At 69.6% G+C, this 25147-nt stretch carries 25 protein-coding genes; 4 read left to right on the forward strand and 21 right to left on the reverse strand.

Annotated features, from left to right (window positions below; genetic code table 11):
* Window positions 1-17 precede the first annotated feature (17 nt).
* The 10 genes from tatC to ACIBAD_RS21595 all read right to left on the reverse strand — a co-directional run bounded on the left by tatC (window position 18) and on the right by ACIBAD_RS21595 (window position 8593).
* The gene (gene tatC / locus ACIBAD_RS21550) at window positions 18-983 is read right to left on the reverse strand and encodes a twin-arginine translocase subunit TatC (protein WP_398908069.1); all 966 of its coding nucleotides are present in this window, start codon (window positions 981-983) and stop codon (window positions 18-20) included.
* Window positions 984-1056: 73 nt separating this feature from the next.
* Entirely contained in the window at window positions 1057-1353 is a 297-nt protein-coding gene (gene tatA, locus ACIBAD_RS21555; RefSeq protein ID WP_398908070.1) for a Sec-independent protein translocase subunit TatA, read from the reverse strand.
* Window positions 1354-1567: 214 nt separating this feature from the next.
* Window positions 1568-1768, reverse strand: a complete 201-nt coding sequence (locus ACIBAD_RS21560) for a hypothetical protein (RefSeq protein ID WP_134074759.1) — start codon at window positions 1766-1768, stop codon at window positions 1568-1570.
* 26 nt (window positions 1769-1794) lie between these two features.
* Window positions 1795-2043, reverse strand: a complete 249-nt coding sequence (locus ACIBAD_RS21565; RefSeq protein WP_134074760.1) for a hypothetical protein — start codon at window positions 2041-2043, stop codon at window positions 1795-1797.
* Window positions 2044-2178: 135 nt separating this feature from the next.
* The gene (locus tag ACIBAD_RS21570; RefSeq protein WP_398908071.1) at window positions 2179-3147 is read right to left on the reverse strand and encodes a helix-turn-helix transcriptional regulator; all 969 of its coding nucleotides are present in this window, start codon (window positions 3145-3147) and stop codon (window positions 2179-2181) included.
* A gap of 117 nt (window positions 3148-3264) precedes the next feature.
* Window positions 3265-4221 (reverse strand): WYL domain-containing protein, encoded by a 957-nt coding sequence (locus ACIBAD_RS21575; protein WP_134074761.1) that lies wholly within the window; start codon window positions 4219-4221, stop codon window positions 3265-3267.
* Between the two features lie 154 nt (window positions 4222-4375).
* Window positions 4376-4768, reverse strand: a complete 393-nt coding sequence (locus ACIBAD_RS21580; protein WP_134074762.1) for an FKBP-type peptidyl-prolyl cis-trans isomerase — start codon at window positions 4766-4768, stop codon at window positions 4376-4378.
* A gap of 27 nt (window positions 4769-4795) precedes the next feature.
* Window positions 4796-5734: an FKBP-type peptidyl-prolyl cis-trans isomerase gene (locus ACIBAD_RS21585; protein WP_398908072.1), complete on the reverse strand. Its 939-nt coding sequence runs from the start codon at window positions 5732-5734 to the stop codon at window positions 4796-4798.
* A gap of 104 nt (window positions 5735-5838) precedes the next feature.
* Window positions 5839-7200, reverse strand: coding sequence for a Pup--protein ligase (gene pafA / locus ACIBAD_RS21590; protein WP_134074764.1), 1362 nt, complete (start codon window positions 7198-7200; stop codon window positions 5839-5841).
* A 58-nt stretch (window positions 7201-7258) separates the two neighbouring features.
* Window positions 7259-8593, reverse strand: a complete 1335-nt coding sequence (locus tag ACIBAD_RS21595; RefSeq protein WP_398908073.1) for an MFS transporter — start codon at window positions 8591-8593, stop codon at window positions 7259-7261.
* Between the two features lie 157 nt (window positions 8594-8750).
* Here ACIBAD_RS21595 and ACIBAD_RS21600 point away from each other — a divergent pair, with 157 nt between their 5' ends.
* Window positions 8751-9746 carry a LacI family DNA-binding transcriptional regulator gene (locus tag ACIBAD_RS21600; protein WP_398908074.1) on the forward strand — a complete coding sequence of 332 codons (996 nt, stop codon included), beginning with the start codon at window positions 8751-8753 and terminating at the stop codon, window positions 9744-9746.
* A gap of 60 nt (window positions 9747-9806) precedes the next feature.
* Here ACIBAD_RS21600 and prcA read toward each other — a convergent pair whose 3' ends face one another.
* From prcA to arc, 6 genes are all read right to left on the reverse strand, one after another.
* Window positions 9807-10571 (reverse strand): proteasome subunit alpha, encoded by a 765-nt coding sequence (prcA, locus tag ACIBAD_RS21605; protein WP_099893644.1) that lies wholly within the window; start codon window positions 10569-10571, stop codon window positions 9807-9809.
* A gap of 40 nt (window positions 10572-10611) precedes the next feature.
* Complete coding sequence (gene prcB / locus ACIBAD_RS21610; RefSeq protein WP_134074766.1) at window positions 10612-11451, reverse strand: proteasome subunit beta; 840 nt, start codon at window positions 11449-11451, stop codon at window positions 10612-10614.
* Complete coding sequence (locus ACIBAD_RS21615; RefSeq protein WP_134075732.1) at window positions 11403-11978, reverse strand: endonuclease VII domain-containing protein; 576 nt, start codon at window positions 11976-11978, stop codon at window positions 11403-11405. The genes prcB and ACIBAD_RS21615 overlap by 49 nt, the downstream gene beginning before the upstream one ends.
* Before the next feature lie 71 nt (window positions 11979-12049).
* Window positions 12050-12262: a ubiquitin-like protein Pup gene (locus ACIBAD_RS21620; RefSeq protein ID WP_134074767.1), complete on the reverse strand. Its 213-nt coding sequence runs from the start codon at window positions 12260-12262 to the stop codon at window positions 12050-12052.
* A gap of 170 nt (window positions 12263-12432) precedes the next feature.
* A complete protein-coding gene (gene dop / locus ACIBAD_RS21625) occupies window positions 12433-13944 on the reverse strand; it encodes a depupylase/deamidase Dop (protein WP_398908075.1) in 1512 nt (503 codons plus the stop codon).
* Window positions 13945-14192: 248 nt separating this feature from the next.
* Window positions 14193-15959 (reverse strand): proteasome ATPase, encoded by a 1767-nt coding sequence (gene arc, locus ACIBAD_RS21630; RefSeq protein WP_030157184.1) that lies wholly within the window; start codon window positions 15957-15959, stop codon window positions 14193-14195.
* A gap of 264 nt (window positions 15960-16223) precedes the next feature.
* Here arc and ACIBAD_RS21635 point away from each other — a divergent pair, with 264 nt between their 5' ends.
* Window positions 16224-16544 carry a ferredoxin gene (locus tag ACIBAD_RS21635; protein WP_030157182.1) on the forward strand — a complete coding sequence of 107 codons (321 nt, stop codon included), beginning with the start codon at window positions 16224-16226 and terminating at the stop codon, window positions 16542-16544.
* Window positions 16545-16548: 4 nt separating this feature from the next.
* Here ACIBAD_RS21635 and ACIBAD_RS21640 read toward each other — a convergent pair whose 3' ends face one another.
* From ACIBAD_RS21640 to ACIBAD_RS21650, 3 genes are all read right to left on the reverse strand, one after another.
* Window positions 16549-17163 carry a hypothetical protein gene (locus tag ACIBAD_RS21640; protein ID WP_398908076.1) on the reverse strand — a complete coding sequence of 205 codons (615 nt, stop codon included), beginning with the start codon at window positions 17161-17163 and terminating at the stop codon, window positions 16549-16551.
* Between the two features lie 205 nt (window positions 17164-17368).
* Complete coding sequence (locus ACIBAD_RS21645) at window positions 17369-18280, reverse strand: tRNA (adenine-N1)-methyltransferase (RefSeq protein WP_134074768.1); 912 nt, start codon at window positions 18278-18280, stop codon at window positions 17369-17371.
* A gap of 18 nt (window positions 18281-18298) precedes the next feature.
* Window positions 18299-19504, reverse strand: coding sequence for a site-2 protease family protein (locus ACIBAD_RS21650; protein WP_398908077.1), 1206 nt, complete (start codon window positions 19502-19504; stop codon window positions 18299-18301).
* A gap of 186 nt (window positions 19505-19690) precedes the next feature.
* On the opposite strand from ACIBAD_RS21650, the gene ACIBAD_RS21655 reads away from it, so the two are divergent.
* Window positions 19691-20635: a RecB family exonuclease gene (locus tag ACIBAD_RS21655; RefSeq protein ID WP_208329124.1), complete on the forward strand. Its 945-nt coding sequence runs from the start codon at window positions 19691-19693 to the stop codon at window positions 20633-20635.
* 65 nt (window positions 20636-20700) lie between these two features.
* The gene (locus tag ACIBAD_RS21660) at window positions 20701-21375 is read left to right on the forward strand and encodes a response regulator transcription factor (RefSeq protein ID WP_134074769.1); all 675 of its coding nucleotides are present in this window, start codon (window positions 20701-20703) and stop codon (window positions 21373-21375) included.
* A 92-nt stretch (window positions 21376-21467) separates the two neighbouring features.
* On the opposite strand, the gene ACIBAD_RS21665 is transcribed toward ACIBAD_RS21660, so the two are convergent.
* Both ACIBAD_RS21665 and ACIBAD_RS21670 read right to left on the reverse strand, forming a co-directional pair.
* The gene (locus ACIBAD_RS21665) at window positions 21468-23054 is read right to left on the reverse strand and encodes an ABC transporter substrate-binding protein (protein WP_398908078.1); all 1587 of its coding nucleotides are present in this window, start codon (window positions 23052-23054) and stop codon (window positions 21468-21470) included.
* 86 nt (window positions 23055-23140) lie between these two features.
* Window positions 23141-24745, reverse strand: coding sequence for an ABC transporter substrate-binding protein (locus tag ACIBAD_RS21670; RefSeq protein ID WP_134074771.1), 1605 nt, complete (start codon window positions 24743-24745; stop codon window positions 23141-23143).
* Window positions 24746-25147: the final 402 nt, after the last annotated feature.

Raw genomic sequence — 25147 nt, forward strand, 5'->3', positions numbered from 1 at the left:
CCACCGGAATGTACCTGTCAGGTCGCGTCGTCGTAACCGTTGATCTGCCTGCGGCCGCCGTCGGCCTGCTCGGGCAGGGCGGCCGGGGCCTGGACGGGCTCCATCCGACCGATCGGCGCGGGCGTCAGGTCCAGCTCGGAGGCCTCGTCGTCGTCGAGCAGCGCGTCGGGGTTGCCGCGGCGCCGCCTGCGGTCGTTGACCAGGCAGATCCCGAGGGCGATGAAGTAGAGGGCGATGATCGGCGCGGCCAGCGACAGCATGGTCAGCGGGTCGCCGGTGGGCGTGGCGAACGCGGCGAAGATCGTGATGCCCAGCACCATGGCCCGCCACCAGCTCGCCAGCCGCTTCGCGGTGAGGACCCCGGTGAAGTTGAGGAGGATCAGCAGCAGCGGCAGCTCGAACGCGAGGCCGAAGACGACGACCATGCGCGTGACCAGGTCGAGGTAGTCGTCGACCGGGAGCAGGTTGCGCGCGTTCTCGGGGGTGAATTCGAGGAGGATCTGCGCGGTCTTCGGCAGGAGCTTGTACGCGAGCACCGCACCGGCGCCGAACAGCGGAGCGCCGACGGCGACGAAGCCCATCGCGTAGCGCTTCTCGTGGTTGTGCAGGCCGGGGGCGACGAAGGCCCAGAGCTGGTAGAGCCACACCGGGGCCGAGAGCACCACACCGGCGGTGAGCGAGACCTTGAGCGCGATCGAGAACGGGGCGATGAGGCCGTTCACGGTCATGTCGGCGCAGGGCCGGCCGTTGCGCTGCGAGACCACGCCGTTGGTGCAGCCGACGGAGTCCAGCATCGGCTTCAGCATGAAGTCGATCAGGTTCTTGTAGTAGAAGGCCGCCACCACAGTGATCACGAGGATCGCCAGGACCGACTTCAGCAGGCGGTTTCTCAGCTCACGCAGGTGCTCGACAAGAGGCATCCGCCCTTCGGCGTCCTTCTCCTGCTTGCCTTGCTTCTCCTGCTTGCGGGCAGACTTGAGCAACCCACGTCCCTTGTCTCGTTGCAGATGACCGGCGCGATCTCGGCCGCGGACCGGCGGTCCGGCGGCCGGGCGATCAGCCCTGGGTGGTGTGGTTCGGCTCGTTGACCGGACGCGAGCCGGTCACGTCGCCGGGAGCGGCCTTGATGGTGCGCGGGGCGGTGGCCTGCTGCGGGGCCTGGTCGGCGACGGTGGCGGCGGCGGCGTTGTCCTCCGCGGCGCTCTCCGCCTTCATGGCCTTGGCCTCGCTCTTGAGGATGCGGGCCGACTTGCCGAGGGAGCGCGCCATGTCGGGGAGCTTCTTGGCACCGAACAGCAGGAAGATCACGGCGATGATCAGGAGGATCTCAAGAGGCTTCAGATTGCCGATCATGTCTGACTTCCTTCTCACCGAAACGGCTGGTTGTGGTGTCGGCGGCCCCGGATCTCGATCCGTGACCGCTCAGGCAAGGATCGTAACCCCCGGGGGTTAACGCCCGGCAATCCCCCGGGGTACCCCACCTTGCGTGCGGCTCGGATCGACGGTACGGGTCCCGACCCGGACTTTCCAGGGACCTGCGGGTCACGATCCTGCGCTTTGTACCGGTTTACGGCCGGGCGGCGCCACCCGCACGCGCCAGATCGCTCGCCGCGCGCTCCAGGTCCCCCGAGGCGTCCGCGATCCGCCGGCTGGCCAGCGCGACCTGGCCGGACAGCCGCCGCACCTCCACGAAGACGCGCACCGCGAGGACGGCGAGGACGGCGAGCCCGAGGAAACCCAGGGCGATTGCGAGCATCGGCCACAGCATGCGTCGAGCCTAGGCCACCGGCCGCCTCAGACGCTGCGCAGGGTGCTCACGCCGCCCCCGGTCAGCAGTTCCACGATGCGCTCACCGGCTGGTTTGCGCACGGAGGCCCCGCACGCGGGACACGTGAACGAGTAGAACGTGGTGCGCCGGCTCCCGCCGATCACCAGCCGCAGCGCCCCCGCGTCGAGCTCGAAGCGGGCCCGGCAGTCGGAACAGGCCGCTTTGAAGGAGACCGGCGGCCCTGCGGCGGCCTGCACACCCCGTGGCCCGGACATTGGCGACATCGCTCGGCGCTCCCCTCAGACCGTCCGCTCGCGGACGGCGCAGCTCCCGTACGGCACGGCCCGTACCGCACGGCCCGCCGCTTCCTTGCCCTGCCTGCCCTCTTCGGCGTGCGCGCCCCGCCCCGCTCAGCCCCGCTCCCCGTACCCGGCGAGCGCCTCCCGGGCCGCCTGCCGCGCGCTGTCGGCGAGCTCCGCGGGCGCCACGATCCGGCCCTCGCGGCCCAGCCGCAGCGCGAGCCGGCGCAGCGAGGCCGGGTCCGGGCTGCGCAGGGTGATCCGCAGGCCGCCGTCGGGCAGCTCCTCGGCGCTGTCGTGCGGGTAGTACTCGGCGACCCAGCGGCCGCCCGGCCCGACCTCGACCACGACCTCCGGGTCCTCGGCGGCCGGCTGGACGAGTCCCTCGGACAGGTCGCGCGGCTCGATGGCGGGCGGCTCGGCCCTCTCGTCCAGCAGCCGGATCTCGGCGACCCGGTCGAGGCGGAAGGTGCGCCGGGCCTCGGAGAGGTGGCACCAGCCCTCCATGTACGTGTGGCCCACCGCGAACAGCCGGATCGGGTCGACCTTGCGCTCGGTCAGCTCGTCCCGGGCCGGCGAGTAGTAGCGCAGCCACAGCCGCCGGCGTTCCGCGATGGCCCGGTCGACGTCCGCGAAGACCCCGCCCTCCGCCTCGAACGTCACCGACAGCCGGGAGCTGGCCCCGGCCGCCTCGCCGGCGGCGGCCTCCAGCTTCGCGGTGGCGCGCAGCAGCGCGTCCCGGTCGCTCTCGCGCAGCCCGGGCAGCGTGGCCACGGCGCGGGCGGCGACCAGCAGCGCGGTCGCCTCGTCGGCGGCCAGGCGCAGCGGCTCCGCGGTGGACTCCCCCGAGGCGTCGGGGTTGCGCCACCAGATGCGCTCCCCGTCGGTGTCGATGTCGAGCAGGTCCCCGCCGCGGAAGCTGGTCCCGCACATGGGCAGCACGTCGAGGTCCGAGATCAGCTCGTCCTCGGTGATCCCGAAGGCGCGGGCGACGTCGGCGACGTGCGCCCCGGGGCGCTCGCGCAGGTACGTCACCAGGGACAGCATCCGGCGGGTCTGGTCGATGGCGTTGGCAGCCATGCTGGTACGTCTCCCCCTCAGGGCACGTCTTGCGAACGGTGCGGTGGTGCGATCGGTGCGGCGGATCGGGCGGCGGCCGCGTCGGCTCGGGCCGCTCCGGTCCGCCGGGGGGCGGCCTCAGCCCGCGGCCACGGCGCGCAGCCGGTCCACGACGTCGGCCCGCAGGTCGGCGGGGCCCACGACCACCACGTCCGGCCCGAATTCGACCAGCCAGGCGTCGAGCCCGTGCCCGTACGGGATCTCCAGCTCGTCCCAGCCGTCCCCGCCCTCGCGCACGGCGGTGGCCTTGGCCCGCAGCGGGTACCCGGCCCCGGACCGCAGCCGGATCAGCGCGGAGCGGTCCGCGCTCTCCCCGGCCCAGCTCGCCACGGTCTCCCGTACGGTGACCACGTCCGGGACCTCGGCGGTGTACTTGGCCGCCCGGGAGCGGACCTTGCCGGTGATCCGGGAGAGCCGGAAGACCCGCTCCGCCCCGCGGTCCCGGTCGTAGCCGGCCAGGTACCAGTGGCCGCGCCAGCACTCCAGCGCCCACGGCTCCACCTGACGGGTCTCTGGGCGCGCGGCGGTGGACTTGCGGTAGTCGAAGACCACCGGCCGGCGGTCGCGGCAGGCCAGCATCAGCGGTTCGAAGGCCGCCTCGTGGACCGGGATGCGCGGCTCGATGGCGCTGTGCTGGCCCTCGTACGGATCCCCCGCCTCCGGCATCCCGCCCGCGCGCAGCTTCTGCAGGGCGCCGCTTGCGGCTCCGGCGAGGCGGGCCTGCTGCCAGACCTTGGCCGCGAGCCCCAGGGCGGCGGCCTCCTCGGCGTCGAGGGAGACGGGCGGAAGCCGGTTGCTGTCGCGGCGGGCGAGGTAGCCGGTCTCGCCCTCCAGGTTCTCCACCGTCTCGATGACCAGGCCGAGTTCACGCAGATCGTCCTTGTCCCGCTCGAACATGCGGTTGAACGACTCGTCGTTGCCGGCTTCCATGTACGCCTCGATGGAACCCCGCAGCTCTCGCTTGCTCAGCGGCCGGCGGGTCCCCAGCAGACACAGCGCCAGATTCATCAGCCGCTCGGCCTTGGCAATCGCCATCGACGCCCTTCCGCCTTTCTCCGCCCACACGTTGCACCCACGGCACGCAAGACACGCCCGTGACCGTTGACCGTACCGCCCCGGCGGGCCCCGGCAAAAGCGAGGGCCCCCGCCTGACGGCGGGGGCCCCTTCTACCGATCACGGGTCGTCGAATCAGACGCCCATCAGGTCGCAGACGAAGATCAGCGTCTCGCCCGGCTTGATGGCGCCGCCGGCGCCCTGGTCGCCGTACGCGAGGTGGGCGGGGATGACGAGCTTGCGCCGGCCGCCGACCTTCATGCCCTGGACGCCCTGGTCCCAGCCCTTGATGACCTGGCCGATGCCCAGGATGAACTGCAGCGGGGCGCCGCGGTTCCAGGAGGCGTCGAACTCCTCGCCGGTCGAGTAGGCCACGCCCACGTAGTGGACGGAGACCTTGCTGCCGGCCGTGGCCTCGGCGCCGTCGCCCTCCCAGATGTCCTCGATGACGAGGTCGGCCGGGACCGGGAAGTCGGGGAAGTCGATCTCGGGCTTCTCGAGCTGGTTGCTCACGGAACTGCTCCTCATTACTAAATCAGGTCAACCCGGACAGTCTTACATCACGGCGAGGATGTCGAGGCTGAAGACCAGCGTCGAGTTCGCCGGGATGGTGCCCGTCTCCTTGTCGCCGAAGCCCTGGTCCGGCGGGATGACCAGCAGGATCCGGCTGCCGACCTTCTTGCCGGTCAGGCCTTCCTTGAGACCCTTGACCGAGAGCTGGTCCATCGGCCAGGTCACCGTCTGGTCCGTGGCGTACGTGCTTTCGAAGGTCTTGTCGTCCTTCCACGTCTTGCCGTTGAACTTGACCACGACGCTGTCGGTGTCCTTGACGGCCGGGCCGTCACCCTCCAGCACGTAGTTCGAGACCAGCTTCGCCGGCGGCGCGGTGTCCTTCGGAACGGTCACGGAGACTTCCTTGCCGTCCGTGTTCGTACCGATCTTCGGCAGGTCCTTGTTGTCCTGCGCGACCTCCTTGCCCGTGGCCGAGGCCGGGACCGAGGTGCCCTTGACGATGTCCACGACGAAGACCAGCGTGGCGTTGGGCTTGATCTTGTCGCCGGATCCCTTCTCGCCATAACCCAGGTCCGGCGGGATCACCAGCTCCAGACGGCTGCCGACCTTCTTGCCCTCAAGACCCTGGTCCCAGCCCTTGATGACCATTCCGGCACCGATGGTCACCTCGAACGGCTTGCCCTTGCCGAAGCTCTGGTCGAACGGCTCCTTGCCGTCCCAGACCTGACCGAGGTAGTTGACCTGGGCGACATCGCCCTTCTTCAGCACCGGGCCGTTGCCCTCGCTGACGGTCACGACCTTCAGTTCCTTCGGCGGGTCCCCCTTGCCCTTGGACAGGGTCGGGGTCTCACCGAACTTGGCACCCTTCGTGATCGCGGGCGCCCCGTTCTTCATCTCGGCAGAGTCGGAGCCGCTGTCGCCACAGGCTGCTGTCGACAGCAGCAGAAGGGGTACGACAAGCAGGCCGGCAAGTCGGCGCACGTGTTCCTCAGATCTCAGACGGCGGTGCGGTCGACGCCACTCTAAGGCGTGCGCAGGGCCCCGTACGAGATCCGTACGGGGCCCTGCCCAAGATCAGCGGGATCTCACATCCCCGCGATCAGCTTCTCCACCCGGTCGTCCACGGACCGGAACGGGTCCTTGCACAGCACGGTCCGCTGCGCCTGGTCGTTCAGCTTGAGGTGCACCCAGTCGACCGTGAAGTCCCGCCTCTGCTCCTGCGCCCGGCGGATGAAATCGCCGCGCAGCCGCGCCCGCGTGGTCTGCGGCGGCACCGACTTGCCCTCGAAGATCTTGAGGTCGTTGCAGACCCGCGCCGCCTGCCCCTTGCGCTCCAGCAGGTAGTACAGCCCGCGCCGGCGGTGGATGTCGTGGTACGCGAGGTCTATCTGGGCCACGCGCGGATTCGACATGGTCATGCCGTGCTTGGCCCGGTAGCGCTCGATCAGCTGGTACTTCATGACCCAGTCGATCTCGGTCCCGATCCGGTCCAGGTCCTCCGCGTCGATCGCGTCGAGGGTCCGGCCCCACAGCTCCAGCACCTGGTCCACCGTGCCGGTACGGATCCCGCGGCGCTCGGCGAAGTCCACGGCCTTGTCGTAGTACTCGCGCTGGATCTCCAGCGCCGAGGCCTCGCGACCGCTCGCCAGGCGCACCTTGCGCTGGCCCGTGATGTCGTGGCTGACCTCGCGGATCGCCCGGATCGGGTTCTCCAGCGTCAGGTCCCGCATCACCGTGCCCGCCTCGATCATGCGCAGCACCAGGTCGGTGGCCCCGACCTTGAGCAGCATGGTCGTCTCGGACATGTTCGAGTCCCCGACGATCACGTGCAGGCGGCGGTAGCGCTCGGCGTCCGCGTGCGGCTCGTCCCGGGTGTTGATGATCGGCCGCGAGCGCGTCGTCGCGGAGCTGACGCCCTCCCAGATGTGCTCGGCCCGCTGGCTCACGCAGTAGACCGCGCCCCGGGGGGTCTGCAGCACCTTGCCCGCGCCGCAGATCAGCTGGCGCGTGACGAGGAACGGAATGAGGATGTCCGCCAGGCGGGAGAATTCCCCGTGCCGGGCCACCAGATAGTTCTCGTGGCAGCCGTACGAGTTGCCCGCCGAGTCGGTGTTGTTCTTGAAGAGATAGACGTCGCCCGCGATTCCCTCCTCGTGCAGGCGGCGTTCGGCATCGACGAGCAGACCTTCGAGAATGCGCTCGCCCGCCTTGTCGTGCGTGACGAGTTCCGTCACGTTGTCGCATTCGGGAGTTGCATATTCCGGATGCGAACCCACGTCGAGGTACAGGCGGGCGCCGTTCCGCAGGAAGACATTGCTGCTGCGGCCCCATGACACAACACGGCGGAAGAGGTAGCGCGCCACTTCGTCAGGAGACAGTCGGCGCTGTCCCCTGAACGTGCACGTGACGCCGTACTCGTTCTCCAGCCCGAAAATGCGGCGGTCCATGACTGAACATTACGCCTTCCGCACTGTTCTGAAACCGGGTTCGTGAACGCCGTTTCGATCAGTTGCCGACGAGCCGCTCCTTCGGACCGCCCGCCGGACCCTCCGGCGCACCCCCGCCCGCGGCTCCACCGGCGCCCCCGCCCGCGCCTGCGTCCGCACCCCCGCCGACGCCCTCGGCGGATCCCGACGGCGAACCCGTCACCGTCCGGGTCCGGCCGGGAGCGGCCAGGATCCGCTGAGTGGCCGTCAGCACCAGCAGCGCCGCGGCCCCGGCGACGCCCGCCACTGCGAACCCGCTCGCCGTACCGCCCAGTTCCACCGCCGGCCCGGCCGCGGCCGTACCGATCGCCGCGCCCACCCCGAAGAACGTCACCAGCCACGAGAACGCCTCCGTCACCGTCCCCGCCGGAGCGTGCCGGTCCACGACGATGAACGCACAGGCCAGCGCGGGCGCCAGGAACACGCCCGCCAGCGCCGTCAGCCCCGCCATCGGCAGCGGGCCCGGCACCAGCATCAACGGCAGGTAGCAGACCGCCAGCAGCGCCACCAGCAGCCGCAGCCGCCGCTCCGGCGCACCCGCCCACCGGCGGGCGCCGTACGCCACGCCGCCGACCAGCGCGCCCAGCCCCAGCGCCGCCATCAGCCAGCCGTACACCGCCTGATTCCCGTGGTCGTCGGCATACGCCACGCCCGCCACCGTGATCGAACCCAGCGCCGTGCCCACGAAGAAGAACGAGCCCAGCAGCGCCAGCAGCCCCGGCGAGCGCAGCGCGCCCAGCCAGTGCGCCTCGCGCGGCGCCGAACGCCACGTACGCGAAGGCTCCGACACCACGACGGACAGCGCACCGAGCACACCGATCGCATTGATCACCAGCAGCGCACCCGCCGGGTCCCACAGCGCCACGAACAGCGTCACCAGCAGCGGACCGACCGTGAACATGACCTCCTGGGCCACCGCGTCCATCGCGTACGCGGCGTGCACCCGCTCCTCCTTGCCGCCGAGCACACCCGGCCACAGCGCCCGCAGCCCGCCCTCCAGCGGCGGCGTGAAGAGCCCCGCGACGACCACGGCGCCGTACGCGGCCGCCGGCGAACCGGTGCCCGCCACCGCCAGCCCCACCATGCCCAGCGCGGACACCACCGCCGCCGGCAGCTGCACGCGCGGCTGCCCGAACAGGTCGACGGCCCGCCCCAGCAGCGGCTGCCCCACCGCATTGGCCAGCCCGTACACGGCCGCCAGCGCGCCCGCCAGGCTGTAGCTGCCGCCCTCCGCCCGGGTGAACAGCACGATCGCGATCGGGCCGGTGCCGTTCGGCAGCCGGCCTATGAGCGTGCCCGCCAGCAGCCTCGCGGCGTGCCGGGTCCTGAGCAGCTCCGCGTATCCCGCGGCCATGACGGCCCCCTTCTGCCCGGAATCCCGCCGGGAGCAATCAAGGTAATACGTATAACGTGACCCGTCATACGTACCATGGCCACACCGCAGGGGTCCACCCGAAAGACCGCCACACCGCCCGCCACCCCCGAACGACCTCGCACTACAGGAGCACCGTGTGACGAGACCCACCAGCCGGGACGTGGCCACCGCCGCCGGGGTCTCGCAGGCCACCGTCTCCCTCGTCCTCGGCGACAAGTGGCGCGGCCGCGTCTCCGAACGCACCGCCGGCCTCGTCCGCGAAGCCGCCACCACCCTCGGCTACCGCCCCAACCTCGCCGCCCGCAACCTCCGCCTCGGCTCCACCCGCACCGCCCTCCTCGTCGTCCCCGCCCTCACCAACGAGTTCTTCGCCCGCGTCTACACCGGCGCCGCCCGCATCGCCGCCGAACACGGCTTCGGCGTCGTGCTCTACCCCTCCCCCGACGGCACCGGCCCCGCCCGCGACCCCTTCGCCTCCGCCCGCGCCGCCCTCGACGGGGTCATCGCCTCCTCCATGGCCGCCCACGCCCTCGACGCCATCGGAGGCGCCGAACTCCCCCTCGTCATGCTCGACAGCGACCCCACCGCCGGACGCGCCGCCGCCCACGTCAACCTCGCCATGGCCGACGGCATGCGCCAGGTCACCGAACACCTCCTCGCGCTCGGCCACCGCCGCATCCTCCACCTCGCCTCCGCCGTCGACTCCTGGACCTTCGACGTCCGCGCCGAAGCCCTGGCCGCCCGGCTGTCGCCCCACGCCGAGCTGCGCACCGTACGGGCCCCGCTGACCGTCGCCGACGCCCGTACGGCCATGGAGGCGGCCCTCGCGGCCCCCGGGAGCAGGCCCACCGCCGTCGTCTGCGACGACGACATCCTCGCCGCCGGCGCCTGCAAGGCCGCCCGGCGCCTGGGCCTGCGCGTCCCCGAGGACCTCTCCGTCACCGGCTTCGACGACCTCGCCCTCGCCACCGCCGTCGAACCCGAGCTCACCACCGTCCACCTCCCCGCCGAGCGCGTCGGCGAACAGGGCATGAGCGCTCTCCTCGCCGTCCTGGACGGCACCCCGTGGACCGCCCCCGACATCCCGGTCGACCTGGTCGTCCGCGCCTCCACCGGCCCGGCCCCCGCCTGACCCCGCAGACGCGAAGGCGCCCCCGGCCGCAAGGCCGGGGGCGCCACCAGGCACGCTTCCCTACTCGGAATCGTCCTCGGGAGCCTCGTCGTTCGACACGGCATCCGCCTGCACCGCCGCCGTGACGTCCGCCTCCAGCAGCCGCGACAGCTGCCGGCCCCGGATCCGCTTGAACTTCCGCTGCTGGGCCCGCGTCCGGTCCAGCACCGCGACCTCCAGCCGCTCGGCCGGAATCGTCTTGTCCGCACCGTTCGCCTGGCTCGACAGCGCCTGCACCGCCAGCTTCAACGCCTCCGCCAGGGTCATCCCGTCCCGGTGGCGCTGGTCCAGGTACGTGCTGATCTGCTCGGCATTGCCGCCGACCGCCACCGAGCCGTGCTCGTCCACGATCGAACCGTCGTGCGGCAGCCGGTAGATCTGGTCACCCGCGGCCGTCGCACCGACCTCGGCCACCACCAGCTCCACCTCGTACGGCTTCTCGCCTGCCGACGAGAAGATCGTGCCGAGCGTCTGCGCGTAGACGTTCGCCAGCCCACGGGCCGTCACATCGTCACGGTCGTAGGTGTATCCGCGCAGATCGGCATAGCGGACACCGCCGATCCGCAGGTTCTCGTACTCGTTGTACTTGCCGGCGGCCGCGAAGCCGATCCGGTCGTAGATCTCGCTGAACTTGTGCAGCGCGCGCGACGGGTTCTCACCGACGAACACGATGCCGTCGGCGTACTGCAGCACGACAAGGCTGCGACCGCGGGCGATGCCCTTCCGGGCGTATTCCGCCCGGTCGGCCATGGCCTGCTGGGGTGACACATAGAACGGAGTCGACACCGGTTGTCCGTCCCTTTCTTCTGGGCGACGAGAGGAGTGGTCAGAGCAGGGCGGCGCGCGGGCCGTCGGGCTGCTCCAGCCGGCGGTTGGTGACGGTACGGGCGAGCTCCTGCGACTCGTCGTCCGTCAGCCTGCGGAAGCCCTCGTCGGTGATGACCGTGACGATCGGGTAGATGTGGCGGTACAGGTCCGGACCGCCCGTCGCCGAGTCGTCGTCGGCGGCGTCGTACAGCGCCTGCACGACCAGGGTGGTGGCCTGCTCCTCCGTCAGATCGGGGCGGAACAGCTTCTTCATCGAGCCCCGGGCGAAGATCGAGCCGGAGCCCGTGGCCGCGTAGCCGTGCTCCTCGGAGCGGCCGCCGGTCACGTCGTAGGAGAAGATCCGGCCCTTCTCCTTGGCCTCGTCGTACCCCGCGAACAGCGGTACGACGGCCAGCCCCTGCATCGCCATGCCCAGGTTGCTCCGGATCATGGTGGAGAGCCGGTTGGCCTTGCCCTCCAGGCTGAGGGTCGTCCCCTCCACCTTCTCGAAGTGCTCCAGCTCCAGCTGGAACAGCTTGACCATCTCCACGGCCAGACCCGCCGTACCGGCGATGCCCACCGCGGAGTACTCGTCGGCCGGGAACACCTTCTCGATGTCCCGCTGCGCGATCATGTTCCCCATGGTCGCGCGCCGGTCACCGGCCAGCACCACCCCGCCGGGGAAGGTGGCCGCGACGATGGTCGTCCCGTGCGGCGCCTCGACGACGCCCTCGGGCAGCTTCCGGTTCCCCGGCAGCATCTCGGGCGAGTGCGCCCCGAGGAAGTCCATGAACGAAGACGAACCCGGCGTCAGGAAGGCTGCCGGTAGACGCCCTGTGCCGCGATTGTTGGCTTCCACAGGTTTCCTTCCACGTAAGCGGCTGCACGCCGTATGACGTCCGGCCGATCCTTGAACTGCCCCAAGGCTGCGTTACAGCTGAAGCACAGTACGCCTCGGACCTTACCCGTCTGATGATCGTGATCCACGTGCTCTGCCGGAGCAGCCTGACAGAGCAGGCAGTTCCCGCCTTGGGCCGCGATCATGCGGTCCCGCTCGGCCTCGGTGATGCCGTAGTGCCGCTTGAAGTACGAGGCCCGATTCCGCTGGGCCCGGCATTCTCGGCAGTAGCTGGCCCAACCGTCCGAACTCGTCTTGTTGCGCTCCCACTCCGAGTGAGGCTTGATCTCCCCGCACTGGGGACACCGTTTGTGCCCGGACGGCACGGGGATCTTGACCCGTACCGTCCGCCCCTTCGCCTCTTGCCTCTGCTTGTAGTGCTCGGCCTGGCAGTCCCGGCAGTACGCCTGCAGACCGTCCCGCATTGCTCGATTACTCGCAAAGGCCTCGCATGACTGAACGCGCTTACATCGCGAGCAGCGCTTCATGCCCTCAGGTGCCGTCTCGGCCACCCAACCCCCCCACCTTCGATTCGAAGGCTAAATGGCCCCGGCGAGCTTTACTGGCCGCCCTTTTGCACGAATGACCTCACGAAATCCTCGGCGTTCTCTTCCAAGACATCGTCGATTTCGTCAAGTACGGAGTCGACGTCGTCGGAGAGCTTTTCCTGGCGCTCCTTGAGGTCGGTCGATTCCTCGACCGACGCCTCCTCGACCTCCTCGGTCGAGCGAGTCGCCTTCTGCTGTCCGCCGCCGGTGTCCTTGGTCGCCATGTCTACCTCACCCCGCTCGGTTCGCGCGCTCATGTCGAGAGACCCCGGGATCGGGATCTCTCAAGATCAGACCCTACGTCGGACCCTACAAGGAGGGTCCGACATTCGTCCCCGCACTTTCATAACGTGCGGCTGCTTTCATGATTCCCGGACCGGGGGCTTTTCAGCCCTCAGTTCCCGCTGAGTACCCGCACCAGGTCCTCCGCCGTGCGGCAGCGGTCCAGGAGCTCCTTCACGTGCTTGCGGGTACCCCGCAGGGGTTCCAGCGTCGGGACCCGCTGGAGGGAGTCGCGGCCCGGGAGGTCGAAGATCACCGAGTCCCACGAGGCCGCGGCCACGTCGTCGGCGTACTGCTCCAGGCACCGGCCCCGGAAGTACGCCCGGGTGTCCTCCGGCGGCTTGCCCTGGGCCCGCTCCACCGCCGGCTCCTCCACCAGCCGCTTCATCTTGCCGCGGGCCACCAGGCGGTTGTACAGGCCCTTCTCGGGCCGTACGTCCGCGTACTGGAGGTCCACCAGGTGCAGCCGGGCGGCGTCCCAGCCGAGCCCGTCGCGCCTGCGGTAGCCCTCCAGGATCTCTCGCTTGGCGATCCAGTCCAGCTCCCCCGACAGGCTCATCGGGTCGCTCTCCAGCCGGCCCAGCACGTCCTCCCAGCGGGCCAGCACGTCCTTGGTCTGCTCGTCCGCGTCCGAGCCGAAACGCTCGTCCACGTACTTCCTGGCCAGCTCGAAGTACTCCATCTGGAGTTGCACGGCGGTCAGCGTGCGGCCGCTGCGCAGCGTGATCAGGTGTTGCAGATCGGCGTCGTGGGAGACCTGGTGCAGGGTGCGGACGGGCTGGTCCACGGCCAGGTCCACGTTGATGAAGGAGTCCTCGATCATCGACAGGACGAGGGCGGTGGTGCCCAGCTTGAGGTACGTGGAGATCTCGGAGAGGTTGGCGTCGCCGATGATCACGTGGAGGCGGCGGTACTTCTCGGCGTCCGAGTGCGGCTCGTCGCGCGTGTTGATGATGGGCCGCTTGAGCGTGGTCTCCAGGCCGACCTCGACCTCGAAGTAGTCCGCGCGCTGGCTGATCTGGAAGCCGTGCTCGCGGCCGTCCTGGCCGATCCCCACGCGTCCGGCGCCGGTCACGACCTGGCGGGAGACGAAGAAGGGGGTCAGGTGGCGCACGATCTCCGAGAAGGGGGTCTCCCGCTTCATCAGGTAGTTCTCGTGCGTGCCGTAGGAGGCGCCCTTGTTGTCGGTGTTGTTCTTGTAGAGGTGGATGGGCTGGGCGCCGGGGAGCTGGGCGGCCCGTACGGCGGCCTCGGCCATGATCCGCTCGCCGGCCTTGTCCCAGAGGACGGCGTCGAGCGGGTTGGTGATCTCCGGGGAGCTGTACTCGGGGTGCGCGTGGTCGACGTAGAGCCGTGCGCCGTTGGTCAGGATGACGTTGGCGAGGCCGATGTCCTCGTCGGTGAGCTGGCTGTTGTCGGCGGCCTCGCGGGCGAGGTCGAAGCCGCGGGCGTCCCGCAGCGGATTCTCCTCCTCGAAGTCCCAGCGGGCGCGGCGCGCCCGGTGCATCGCCGCCGCGTAGGCGTTGACGATCTGGGACGAGGTGAGCATGGCATTGGCGTTCGGGTGCCCCGGGACGGAGATCCCGTACTCCGTCTCGATTCCCATTACTCGCCGTACGGTCATGCGGCCCTCCTTGCCCGGCGGCGCTCCCGTTCGGGAGCGGCGCTCAAGTACCGCTGGTGCTCCGGTGCGTGTGCGGTGCCCGTCCCCGCACTGCGCGACCGGCGGTACGGAAGAGCCTAGAACCACTCCGCGCTGGTGGGGAGATCATTTCAGTCATTGACTTCACCCCGTCACCGGCTGAAAAGGACAGTCGGTAAAGCAGTCGGCTGCGGGTGCCCGGGCAGGGCATCCGCAGCCGCCCTGTTCGATCAGAGGTACTGACCGGTGTTTGCCACCGTGTCGATGGAGCGTCCGGTGTCCGCGCCCTGCTTTCCGGTGACGAGGGTGCGGATGAATACGATCCGCTCGCCCTTCTTGCCGGAGATCCGGGCCCAGTCGTCCGGGTTGGTGGTGTTGGGCAGGTCCTCGTTCTCCTTGAACTCGTCCACGCAAGCCTGGAGGAGGTGGGAGACGCGCAGGCCCTTCTGGTTGTGCTCCAGGAAGGCCTTGATGGCCATCTTCTTCGCCCGGTCCACGATGTTCTGGATCATGGCGCCGGAGTTGAAGTCCTTGAAGTACAGGACTTCCTTGTCGCCGTTGGCGTACGTGACCTCAAGGAAGCGGTTCTCCTCGGTTTCGGCGTACATCTGCTCGACGACGGTCTGGATCATGCTGTGGACGGCGACCTCGGGCGAGCCGGAGTGCTCGGTGAGGTCGTCGCTGTGGAGCGGCAGCGAGGCCTTGAGGTACTTGGCGAAGATGTCCTTCGCGGCTTCGGCGTCGGGGCGCTCGATCTTGATCTTCACGTCGAGCCGGCCGGGGCGCAGGATGGCCGGGTCGATCATGTCCTCGCGGTTGGAGGCGCCGATCACGATGACGTTCTCCAGGCCTTCCACGCCGTCGATCTCGGCGAGCAGCTGGGGGACGATGGTGTTCTCCACGTCCGAGCTGACTCCGGATCCGCGGGTGCGGAAGAGGGACTCCATCTCGTCGAAGAAGACGATGACGGGGGTGCCCTCGCTGGCCTTCTCACGGGCACGCTGGAAGACGAGGCGGATGTGCCGCTCGGTCTCGCCGACGTACTTGTTGAGGAGTTCGGGGCCCTTGATGTTCAGGAAGTAGGACTTGCCCTGGGCCTGTCCGGTCACCTCGGCGACCTTCTTGGCAAGGGAGTTGGCCACTGCCTTGGCGATGAGCGTCTTGCCGCAGCCGGGAGGGCCGTAGAGCAGGATGCCCTTCGGGGGCCGCAGTTCGTGTTCCTTGAAGAGGTCGGGGTAGAGGTACGGGAGCTCGACCGCGTCGCGGATCAGCTCGATCTGGTCGCCCAGGCCGCCGATCTTGTCGTAGTCGATGTCCGGGACCTCTTCGAGGACCAGGTCCTCGACCTCGCTCTTGGGGACCACCTCGTAGACGTAGCCGGAGCGGGGTTCGAGCAGGAGGGCGTCGCCGGGGCGGATGGTGATGTCCAGGAGCGGCTCGGCGAGCCTCACCACCCTTTCCTCGTCGGTGTGCCCGACCACCAGGGCGCGCTCGCCGTCCTCGAGGATCTCCTTGAGGGTGACGATGTCCCCGGCCCGTTCGAACTCCATGGCCTCGACCACGTTGAGGGCCTCGTTGAGCATGACCTCCTGGCCGCGCCGGAGGTCTTCCGGTTCGACGCTGGGGCTGACGTTCACGCGGAGCTTTCGGCCGCCGGTGAAGATGTCGACGGTGCCGTCTTCGTTCGCCTGAAGGAAGACACCGAAGCCGGCCGGCGGCTGCGCGAGCCGGTCGACTTCCTCCTTGAGGGCGACGATCTGGTCGCGGGCCTCACGGAGCGTATTTGCCAGTCGCTCGTTTTGCGCGGAGACGCCGGCCAGGTTTGTCTGGAGCTCGACGATCCGCTCTTCGAGAATCCTCGTGTGTCGCGGAGAGTCGGCGAGCTTACGTCGCAGGACGGCGATTTCCTGCTCGAGATAGGCAACCTGGCCGGCGGGGTCCTCAGACCCTCGCCCCGGCCGGATGCCGCGGTTGATGTCGTCGTCGTGGGCTGCCACGGTCCTCACCTCCTCCAAGGGGAGCTGGACGCTTCCTGACCCTACCTGGGCTGGTGGTGATTGAAACCCCTAGATCACAAAGACGGTAGAGGTGTGTCCGATCTTCACCCTTGCGTACTCCCTCACGCCAAGGAAATACCCACCCATCAACATCGGAAAGCGGCCGGTTGTAAGGTCGAAGTGTTCAACACCCGTCAGGGCTCGCGCGACTTGCCGCGGCTCGTGGCGGAAACGGATCACTGAGCGCAGGGAACGGCAGGAGATATGACCGTGCAGCAGGAGGCCCCCACGGGTGGTGCCGGGCAGGCCGGCGAGCCGCTTGAGGTCTGGATCGACCAGGACCTGTGCACCGGTGACGGCATCTGTGTGCAGTACGCGCCGGAGGTGTTCGAGCTGGACATCGATGGTCTGGCGTACGTGAAGAGCCCTGAGGACGAGTTGCTGGTGGAGGCGGGGGCGACGACTCCGGTTCCTCTGACGCTGCTGCAGGACGTGGTGGACTCGGCGAAGGAGTGCCCGGGTGACTGCATCCATGTAAGGCGCGTTTCGGACAGGGTCGAGGTCTTCGGTCCGGACGCGGAGTGACGGTTCAAACACTCCTGGCGTCTGAGTTCGTCAGCTCCTGGCGGAATTTTCCGCCGCTCCAGCGCCACTTGGCGAGCTGTTTCACGTCGGGGCTGTAGCGGGGCACCTGGGGCGAGGAGTAGCCGAGGAGGCTGGCGGTGACGGCTCCGTCGCGGATCGTGAGATCGGTGGCGATCTGCCTCTTCCCGGCCTCCAGCAGGGTGGCGACGACCCTCGGCGTCGCGCCGGGGGTCTTGTCCTGTGCGAGGACGTAGATCGCGTGGGGCGGGGTGCCGGATCCGGCGTCGCAGCGGACGGCGACCACGGTCTCGGGGCGGCCGTCGCCGTCGAGATCGCCTTGGGCGGTGGCCGTGACGGCCGTCGGCAGGCCCTTGCAGTCCAGCGGGTACGTGACCGCGGCCGGGTCGGGGGCGGCGGCCTGCGGGCCGCTCGCGGGGGCCGCGGAGGTGTTCACGGGGGCCGCGGGGCCGCCTGCGGCCGCGTCCGGCTGGATGAGTCCCGCGGCGGCTACGACGGCGGCCATGGCGGTGGCCGTGGCGAGCCAGTGGAGGGGCCTGGAGCCGTTGTGGTGGCCCAGGAATTCCGGTGTCGGCGTCAGCTCGGCGGGGCGGTGCGGCACGCGGGGTGTCTCCTGTGCGAAGGGTGACGGGGAGCCAGCATCGTGCCACACCTCACACCGGGGCGGAACGGCCGGGTCCGTGTCGGCTGGGGCCGGTATGGGCGGCGTCCGCCGGGACAACGAAAAGGCGCTGTGGCGCAGTTCCCGGTTCGTCCGAGGAACTGCGCCGCAGCGCCTGCGTGTTGGGTGGGCGGCGGGGCCGGTGTCAGCCGCGGTCGCCGGAGCCGCCGGACTGGCTGCCCGGTCCGTCGTAGTCCTCGCCGTACGCGCCCTTGGCGGGGCGGCGGCGGCGCATGGGCGGCTCGACGCCGTCCGCGAGGCGGCGGGCGGTGACGAGGAAGCCGGTGTGGCCGATCATCCGGTGGTCCGGGCGGACGGCCAGGCCCTCGACGTGCCAGTTGCGGATCATCGATTCCCACGGCTGCGGCTCGGCGTAGCAGCCGAACTCGCGGATGGATTCGACGGTGCGGGCGAGCTGGGTGGTGGTGGCCACGTAGCAGCACAGGATGCCGCCGGGGACCAGTGCCTTGGAGACGGCCTCCAGGCACTCCCAGGGGGCGAGCATGTCGAGGATCACGCGGTCGACGTCGGTGTCGGACAGGTTGTCCTGGAGGTCTCCGACGGTCAGCTGCCACGCGGGGTGGGGGCCGCCGAAGTAGCGCTCGACGTTGGCGGTGGCGATCTCGGCGAAGTCCGCGCGGCGCTCGTAGCTGTGGAGCATGCCCTGGTCGCCGATGGCGCGCAGCAGGAAGCTGCTCAGGGAGCCGGAGCCCACTCCCGCTTCCACGACGCGGGCGCCGGGGAAGATGTCGGCGAAGGCCAGGATCTGGCCGGCGTCCTTGGGGTAGACCACGGCGGCGCCGCGGGGCATGGACAGGACATAGTCGGGGAGCAGGGGACGCAGCGCGAGGTAGGCGACGTTGCCCGTGGTACGGACGACGCTTCCTTCGGGGGAGCCGATCAGCTCGTCGTGCGGGAAGGAACCCTTGTGGGTGTGGAAATTCTTCCCGGCTTCGAGCGTGAACGTGTAGTGGCGGCCCTTGGGGTCGGTGAGCTGAACCTGGTCCCCGACCTCGAAGGGCCCGCGTCGGCGGGCGGCACCGGTCGGTTCGGACATGTGACCAGTGTATTGGCTTCAGGGCTGGGGCCGCGCCATGGCCTTCACGAAGGCCTTCTCCACGTCGAGGGTGGACAGGACGCCGTAGATCTCGCCGCCGGGTTCGAGGACGAGGTACTCGGTGGCGGGGGTGGCGCGGAGGTGGTCGAGGAGTTCCTCGCCGGAGAGTTCGGCGGAGAGCTTCATTCCGTCGGTGAGCTCTTGGGCGAGGGTGCTGACGGCGACCCAGGGGCGGCGGTGTTCGGGGACGGAGGCGATGGCGCTTTCGCGGACGATGGAGAGGGGGTCGCCGTGGCCGTCGACGACGACGAGGGCGCGGGCGCCGTGGGCGTTGGCGCGGCGCAGGGCCTCGGAGAGGGGGGTGGCGTTCTCGACGGGGACGGCGCGGCGGGTGAGGGTGCGGGCGCGCAGTTCCGGGAGGTGTTCGCGCAGGCGGGCCATGCGCAGGCTGTTGCCGGCGCCGGTCCAGATGATGGCGGCGAGGATCGCGGCGAGCAGGGCGTCCATGACGGTGTTCATGCCGGTCGACTCGACGGTACCGGTGCCGGCGCCGAGGAGGCCGGTGTGGGTGATCATGGGGAGTCCGATGAGCACGGCGACGGCGAGGCCGCGGCCGACCCAGGCTGCGGCGACGGTGCCGGTCATGGGTTTGCCGGTGATGCCCCAGATGACGGCGCGGAGCATGCGGCCGCCGTCGAGCGGGAGGCCGGGGAGCAGGTTGAACGCGGCGACGAGCAGGTTGGAGATCATCAGGCCGGCGAGCAGGACGCCGGGGACGCTGGCCGGGCGGACGAGCTCCATGCCGAGGTAGAAGGTGCCGGCGAGCAGGAGCGAGAGGAGGGGGCCGACGAAGGCGAGGACGAATTCGCGGCCGGGGGTCTCGGACTCCTTCTCGATCTCTGAGACGCCGCCGAAGAACTGGAGCTGGATCCGGCGCACGGGGAGTTTGAAGCGCAGGGCGGCGACGGTGTGGGCGAGTTCGTGGACGAGGACCGAGGCGTAGAAGGCGACGGCGAAGAAGAGGGAGACGAGGTACCGGGCGGGGCCGAGGTCGGGCAGGACGCGGTCGAGCTGGTCGCCGAAGACCCAGGTGATGAGGGCGGCGACGAGGAACCAGCTGGGCGAGACGTAGACGGGCACTCCGAAGGGGCGGCCCATGAGGATGCCGCCGCCCGGTCCGGAGCGCTTGTCTGCGCGCTCGCCGGTTTCGTCGGTGTCTGTCACGGCTGTCCTTCGTTCGGTGCTGTCCGGCGGGTTGCGGCCGGCGGTTCTCTCAGTGTGGTGCAGGTGCACGTGCGGTGCGTGGCGGGGTGTCCGGTACGCGGTGTGATGCTTCGATCATGCAGTGCGAGGGTGCCCGGCGTCGATGGTATGCGCGCGCTGTCGGCGGCGGGTCGTAGGGTTTTGTCCATGACGACGAGCCCCGGTCCGGTTCCTGGCGCAGCCGATGCCGATGCCGATGCAGCGCCGCGCGCTGTGGCGCCTTCTTCGCTCTCCCCTTCGCGGGCGAGCGATTTCATGCAGTGCCCGCTCCTGTACCGGTTCCGGGTGATCGACAAGCTGCCCGAGAAGCCGAGTGCGGCGGCGACGCGGGGCACGCTGGTGCACGCGGTGCTGGAGCGGCTCTTCGACCATCCGGCGGTGGAGCGGACGGCGCTGCGGGCCAAGGCCCTGGTTCCGGGGCAGTGGGATCGGCTGCTGGAGTCGAAGCCGGAGCTGGCGGAGCTGTTTCCGCAGGGTGATGAGGGGGCGGGGCTGGCGCGCTGGCTGACGGAGGCCGAGGCGCTGGTGGAGCGGTGGTTCACGTTGGAGGACCCGACGCGGCTGGAGCCGGTGGAGCGGGAGTTCTTCGTGGAGACGGAGCTGGAGTCGGGACTGCGGTTGCGGGGGATCATCGACCGGGTGGACGTGGCGCCGTCGGGTGAGGTGCGGATCGTCGACTACAAGACGGGCAAGGCGCCGCGGGCGGAGTACGCCGAGGGCGCGCTGTTCCAGATGAAGTTCTACGCGCTGGTGGTGTGGCGGCTGAAGCAGGTCGTGCCGCGGCGGCTGCAGCTGGTGTACCTGGGCAGTGGGGACGTGCTGACGTACGACCCGGTGGTGGCGGACCTGGAGCGGGTGGAGCGCAAGCTGCTGGCGCTGTGGGAGGCGATCAAGGAGGCGACGGAGACGGGCGACTGGCGGCCGCGGCCCACGAAGCTGTGCGGCTGGTGCGATCACCGGGCGGTGTGTCCGGAGTTCGGCGGGACTCCGCCGGTCTATCCGCTGGTGGTCATCCCGCGGCCCGGAACGGGACCCGGCTCCGGGCCGGGGGCCGCGGCCGAGTCCGGGGCGGGCCGCCCGGCGGAGTCCTGAGGGGCCGGTCAGGGCAGAATGGGCGGGGTCCGTCGATGCCGCCGTACGAATTCGAGGTACCCCCCGTGGCGATCCGCGTCCTACTGGTCGACGACCAGCCGCTGCTGCGCACCGGCTTCCGGATGATCCTGGAGGCCGAACAGGACTTGGCGGTCGTCGGCGAGGCCGGGGACGGTCTGCAGGCGCTGGACCAGGTACGGGCGCTGCAGCCCGACGTGGTGCTGATGGACATCCGGATGCCCCGGATGGACGGGGTGGAGGCGACCCGGCAGATCACGGGTCCGGGCCGGGACGGCCCGGCGAAGGTGCTCGTGCTGACCACGTTCGATCTGGACGAGTACGTGGTGGAGGCGCTGCGGGCGGGGGCGAGCGGGTTCCTGCTGAAGGACGCGCCGGCCGTCGAGCTGGTGCAGGCGATCCGGGTGGTGGCGGGTGGCGAGGCGATGCTGGCGCCGAGCATCACGCGCCGGCTGCTGGACAAGTACGCGGGGCACCTGCCGTCGGGCGAGGAGAGTCTGCCGGACGCGCTGGGCACGCTGACCGAGCGGGAGGTCGAGGTGCTGAAGCTGGTGGCGCGCGGTCTGTCGAACGCGGAGATCGCGGCGGACCTGTTCGTCAGCGAGACGACGGTGAAGACCCACGTGGGGCACGTGCTGACGAAGCTGGGCCTGCGCGACCGGGTGCAGGCGGCGGTGTACGCGTACGAGAGCGGTCTGGTGCGGCCGGGCGCCGGGGCGTAGCGCGCCGGGGCGGCCGTGCCCGCCCGGACACGGCCGAAGGGGCCGGTAGCCGCGTCGTGCGGCTGCCGGCCCCTTCGCCGTACCGGGTCGGGTCAGCCCTTGCTGATCTCCCAGAAGCGGAAGACGGTGGAGGCGTCCAGCGACCACTGCAGACCGGTCACGTTCTGGCGGGTGACGGCGTACTGCTTGCTCTGCCAGAGCGGGAGCAGCGGGATCTCGTCGGCGACGATGTCCTGGAGCCGGTTGTAGTCGGGGTTGGCCGCGGTGCGGTCGGACTTGGCGGCGGTCGACGGGATGATCGTCCCGCTGATCTCCTTGTTGTCGTAGTTGTTGTGCACGACGTTGTCCGGGCCGAAGAACGGCTGGGTGAAGCTGTCGGCGTCGGGGTAGTCGGGGACCCAGCCCTTGACGTACACGCCGTACTTGCCGTCCTGGATGTCCTTCTCGTACTGCGTGAACTCGACGGACTTGACGTCGGCCTCGAAGAGTCCGCTCTCGTTGAGCTCCTTGGCGATGAGCTGGAATTGCTGGTCGGTGGACGGGCCGTTGCGCGTCGTCGTGGAGTACAGGGTGATCTTCACCTTGTCCTTGATGCCGGCGGCGCGCAGGACGGCCTCGGCCTTCTTGGGCTGCGGGCTGCCGCCGTAGCGGTCGAAGAAGGCGGTGTTGTGGGAGCCGATGCCGGCCGGGACGATCGAGTAGAGGGAGGTCGTCGTGCCGTCGTAGACCTCCTTGACGATCGCTTCGCGGTCCACGAGGTAGGCGATGGCCTTGCGGATCGGGAGCTTGCCGGCGACCGGGTCGTTCATGTTGAACACGAGGTGCTCGACTTCGGCGCCGGTGCCCTGGACGACCTCGACCTTGTTGTCCCCGGTCTTGGTGGAGGACAGGGCGGCGATGTCCTTGGCGGCCAGGCCGCGGAAGGCGAAGTCGACGTCGCCGCCGTCCAGGACCTTCTTCAGGCCGGCCTGGTCCCCGTTGAAGAACTTGAGGGTGACGCCGGTGTTCTTCGCCTTGGCCTTGCCGCTGTAGTTCTCGTTGACGGAGAAGCCGGCGCTCTTGTCGTTGAAGGAGTCCAGCTTGTAGACGCCCGAGCCGACGGCCTTGTTGTCGGTCCGCAGCTTGTCCGCCGGGTATTCGCTGTGGTCGACGATCGAGCCCGCGCCCGAGGCGATCTTGCTGGGGAAGGTCGCGTCGGAGGTCTTGAGGCGGAAGACGACGGTCTTGTCGTCGGGGGTGTCGATGCCGGCGATCGACGAGAGCATCACGGCGGGGCCGTTGTCGTCGTTGATCTTCAGCGTGCGCTCGAAGGAGTACTTGACGTCCTTGGAGGTGAGCGGGTGGCCGTTGCTGAACTTCAGGCCGGCGCGCAGGGTGCACTTGTAGACCTTGCTGTCGCCGCCCTCGAAGTTGCAGCTCTGCGCGGCGTCGGGCTCCGGCGTGGTGCCGCCGCCCTTGGGGAAGGCCAGCAGGGACTGGAAGACGTTGTTGAAGAGCAGCCAGGACCCGGCGTCGTAGCCGGAGGCGGGGTCGGTGGACCGTACCCGGTCGGATATGCCCATGACCACGCCCTTGCCGCCGCCGTCGGCGGTGGGGCTGCCGGTCGAACCGCAACCGCTGAGCAGTGCGGCGGCGGTGGCCGCGCCGAGCGGGGCCGCAAGCCACTGGTTACGTCTCATCACGCGAACGTCCTTCACAGTCAGTCTCAATGAATCGTTGCGCCGGCCTGCGACACCCGCCGCCGGTACTGCCGGTACTGCCGGTCTCAGCCGCTGACGCCCCGGCCGAGTTCCCACAGCTGGAGGTCGGAGATGGCGTTGACCGACCACTCCACTCCGGTGATCCCGTCGCGTGCGGCGACGTACTGCTTGCCCTGCCACAGCGGCAGGACGGGCACGTCCTCGGCGACGATGTCCTGCATCTCCGTGATCGCGGGGACGGCGACGTTGCGGTCGACGGCGCGCCGGGAATCGGGGATGAGCTTGGTGCGCACCGCGGCGTTGGCGTACGGCGTGCCCAGGAAGTTGTCCTGCTCCAGGAAGGGAGCGAGGAAGTTGTCGGCGTCCGGGTAGTCGGGGAACCAGCCGAGCCCGTAGGCGGCGTAGTCGCCCTTCTTCTGCGCGGGCCGGAAGTCGGACCAGTCGGAGCCCTGGACGGTGACGTCGAACAGCTGGGTGGAGTTCAGCTGGTTCTTGAGGGTCTCGAACTCGGTGGCCGTGCCGTCGCCGTAGTGGTCCTTGGTGTAGTTCAGCGTCAGCTTGACCGGGGTCTTGATCCCGGCGGCCTTCAGCAGGTCGGCGGCCTTCGCGGTGTTGGCCTCGCCGTACTTGTTGAAGAAGGAGTTGACGTGGCCGGGCACGGAGGTGGGGACCAGCGAGTACAGCGGCTGCGCGGACTTGCCGTAGACCTTGTCGATGATCGCGTTGCGGTCGACGGCGGCGGCGAGGGCCTGGCGTACGGCCTTGTCCTTGACGGCCGGGGCGTCGGTGTTGAAGCCGATGTAGCGGATCTCCAGGCCGGGCATCGGGACCAGCTTGACGCCCTTGGGGGGCTTGGCGGCGAACTCGGTGATCTGGGCGGGCGACAGGGTGCGGGAGACCACGTGGACGGAGCCGGCGCCCAGTGCCTTGCCCATGGCCGCGGAGTCGGTGAAGGTGCGCAGTTCGACCTTGTCGTTCTGCAGCTTCAAGTCGCCCTTGTAGTTCGGGTTCTTGCTGAAGACGGCCCGGACGAGGTGGTCGTCCTTGACCTCGGCCTTCATCGTGTACGGGCCGGAGCCGTCGACGGCGAAGCCCTCGCGGAGCTTCTTGGCGTCGTAGTTCTTCTCGCTGACGATGCCGGCGGCGGGGGTGGAGAGCTTGTACGGGAAGGTCGCGTCCGGGGTCTTCAAGTGGAAGACGACGGTGTCGGCGGACTTCACCTCGACGGTGTCGAGGGTGGAGAGCAGCGAGGCGGGGCCGTTCTCCGCCTTGATGGCGAGGACGCGGTCGATGGAGAACTTGACGTCCTTGGCCGTGAGGGGCTCGCCGCCGGCGAACTTGAGGCCGGGGCGCAGGGTGCAGCGGTAGCTCTCGTTGCCCGTGTCGGTGAAGCGGCAGTCGGAGGCCGCTTCGGGGACGGGCTGGCCGCCGCCGCGGGGGGTGTGCATCAGCGTCTGGACGGTCTGCCGCAGGACGTTCCAGGCGCCGGCGTCGTACGCGTAGGCCGGGTCGAACGGTGCGGGGGCGTAATCGGCCGCCTCGTACCGGTCGGTGGTACCGACGACGATCACTCCGGATCCCGCTCCGCCTCCGCTCGTGCTGCCGCAGGCGGCGAGCGTGGGGGTGAGCAGTCCGGCCGCGGCCGTCAGCACCAGGGTCTTGCGGTTCATGCTGGAAGTACTCCCTTGACCGGCACTTGCTCAAAGCGGCGTAAAGGGCACTTCGCGGCGGTCGCCCGTTCAGGGCGGAACGATCGGGCCGGTGTTGTGACGATCGGTCCACGCGGTTCCGGCACATGGGTGTGTGTCCGGGACAGCAGCGGTGCGGCGTAGTGCCCGCGTCGACATTAGTGGTCTGGGAGGGGATGGCTTGAACTGGCAGGACTTGGGGCGTAATCGCACGGTGATGGGTGCGGACTGCCTGTCTATGTGCCGGTCACCGCAGATTCGGTCAGGAGCTGATCAATCCGGACACAAGGGCAGGTTTCCAGGCCCCCTGACAGGTCCGTAGGGGGGTTGGCGGGTGACAAAGGTCACCCGTTACAACTGCCACGGAAAGGATGGAATTTCAGC

Origin of the sequence: Streptomyces sp. NPDC051109 (assembly GCF_044455885.1) — a bacterium.
GTDB lineage: Bacteria > Actinomycetota > Actinomycetes > Streptomycetales > Streptomycetaceae > Streptomyces.

Excerpts from the sequence above, each read along its gene's own strand:
- ACIBAD_RS21635 (WP_030157182.1), top strand. The coding sequence starts at position 16,224 with ATGACCGTGCAGCAGGAGGCCCCCACGGGTGGTGCCGGGCAGGCCGGC.
- ACIBAD_RS21615 (WP_134075732.1), bottom strand. The coding sequence starts at position 11,978 with ATGAAGCGCTGCTCGCGATGTAAGCGCGTTCAGTCATGCGAGGCCTTT.
- tatA (WP_398908070.1), bottom strand. The coding sequence starts at position 1,353 with ATGATCGGCAATCTGAAGCCTCTTGAGATCCTCCTGATCATCGCCGTG.
- ACIBAD_RS21670 (WP_134074771.1), bottom strand. The coding sequence starts at position 24,745 with ATGAACCGCAAGACCCTGGTGCTGACGGCCGCGGCCGGACTGCTCACC.
- ACIBAD_RS21575 (WP_134074761.1), bottom strand. The coding sequence starts at position 4,221 with ATGGCGATTGCCAAGGCCGAGCGGCTGATGAATCTGGCGCTGTGTCTG.
- ACIBAD_RS21645 (WP_134074768.1), bottom strand. The coding sequence starts at position 18,280 with ATGTCCGAACCGACCGGTGCCGCCCGCCGACGCGGGCCCTTCGAGGTC.
- ACIBAD_RS21595 (WP_398908073.1), bottom strand. The coding sequence starts at position 8,593 with ATGGCCGCGGGATACGCGGAGCTGCTCAGGACCCGGCACGCCGCGAGG.
- ACIBAD_RS21565 (WP_134074760.1), bottom strand. The coding sequence starts at position 2,043 with ATGTCCGGGCCACGGGGTGTGCAGGCCGCCGCAGGGCCGCCGGTCTCC.
- pafA (WP_134074764.1), bottom strand. The coding sequence starts at position 7,200 with ATGGACCGCCGCATTTTCGGGCTGGAGAACGAGTACGGCGTCACGTGC.
- ACIBAD_RS21665 (WP_398908078.1), bottom strand. The coding sequence starts at position 23,054 with ATGAGACGTAACCAGTGGCTTGCGGCCCCGCTCGGCGCGGCCACCGCC.
- dop (WP_398908075.1), bottom strand. The coding sequence starts at position 13,944 with ATGACCGTACGGCGAGTAATGGGAATCGAGACGGAGTACGGGATCTCC.
- ACIBAD_RS21560 (WP_134074759.1), bottom strand. The coding sequence starts at position 1,768 with ATGCTGTGGCCGATGCTCGCAATCGCCCTGGGTTTCCTCGGGCTCGCC.
- ACIBAD_RS21620 (WP_134074767.1), bottom strand. The coding sequence starts at position 12,262 with ATGGCGACCAAGGACACCGGCGGCGGACAGCAGAAGGCGACTCGCTCG.
- ACIBAD_RS21655 (WP_208329124.1), top strand. The coding sequence starts at position 19,691 with ATGACGACGAGCCCCGGTCCGGTTCCTGGCGCAGCCGATGCCGATGCC.
- ACIBAD_RS21570 (WP_398908071.1), bottom strand. The coding sequence starts at position 3,147 with ATGGCTGCCAACGCCATCGACCAGACCCGCCGGATGCTGTCCCTGGTG.
- ACIBAD_RS21580 (WP_134074762.1), bottom strand. The coding sequence starts at position 4,768 with ATGAGGAGCAGTTCCGTGAGCAACCAGCTCGAGAAGCCCGAGATCGAC.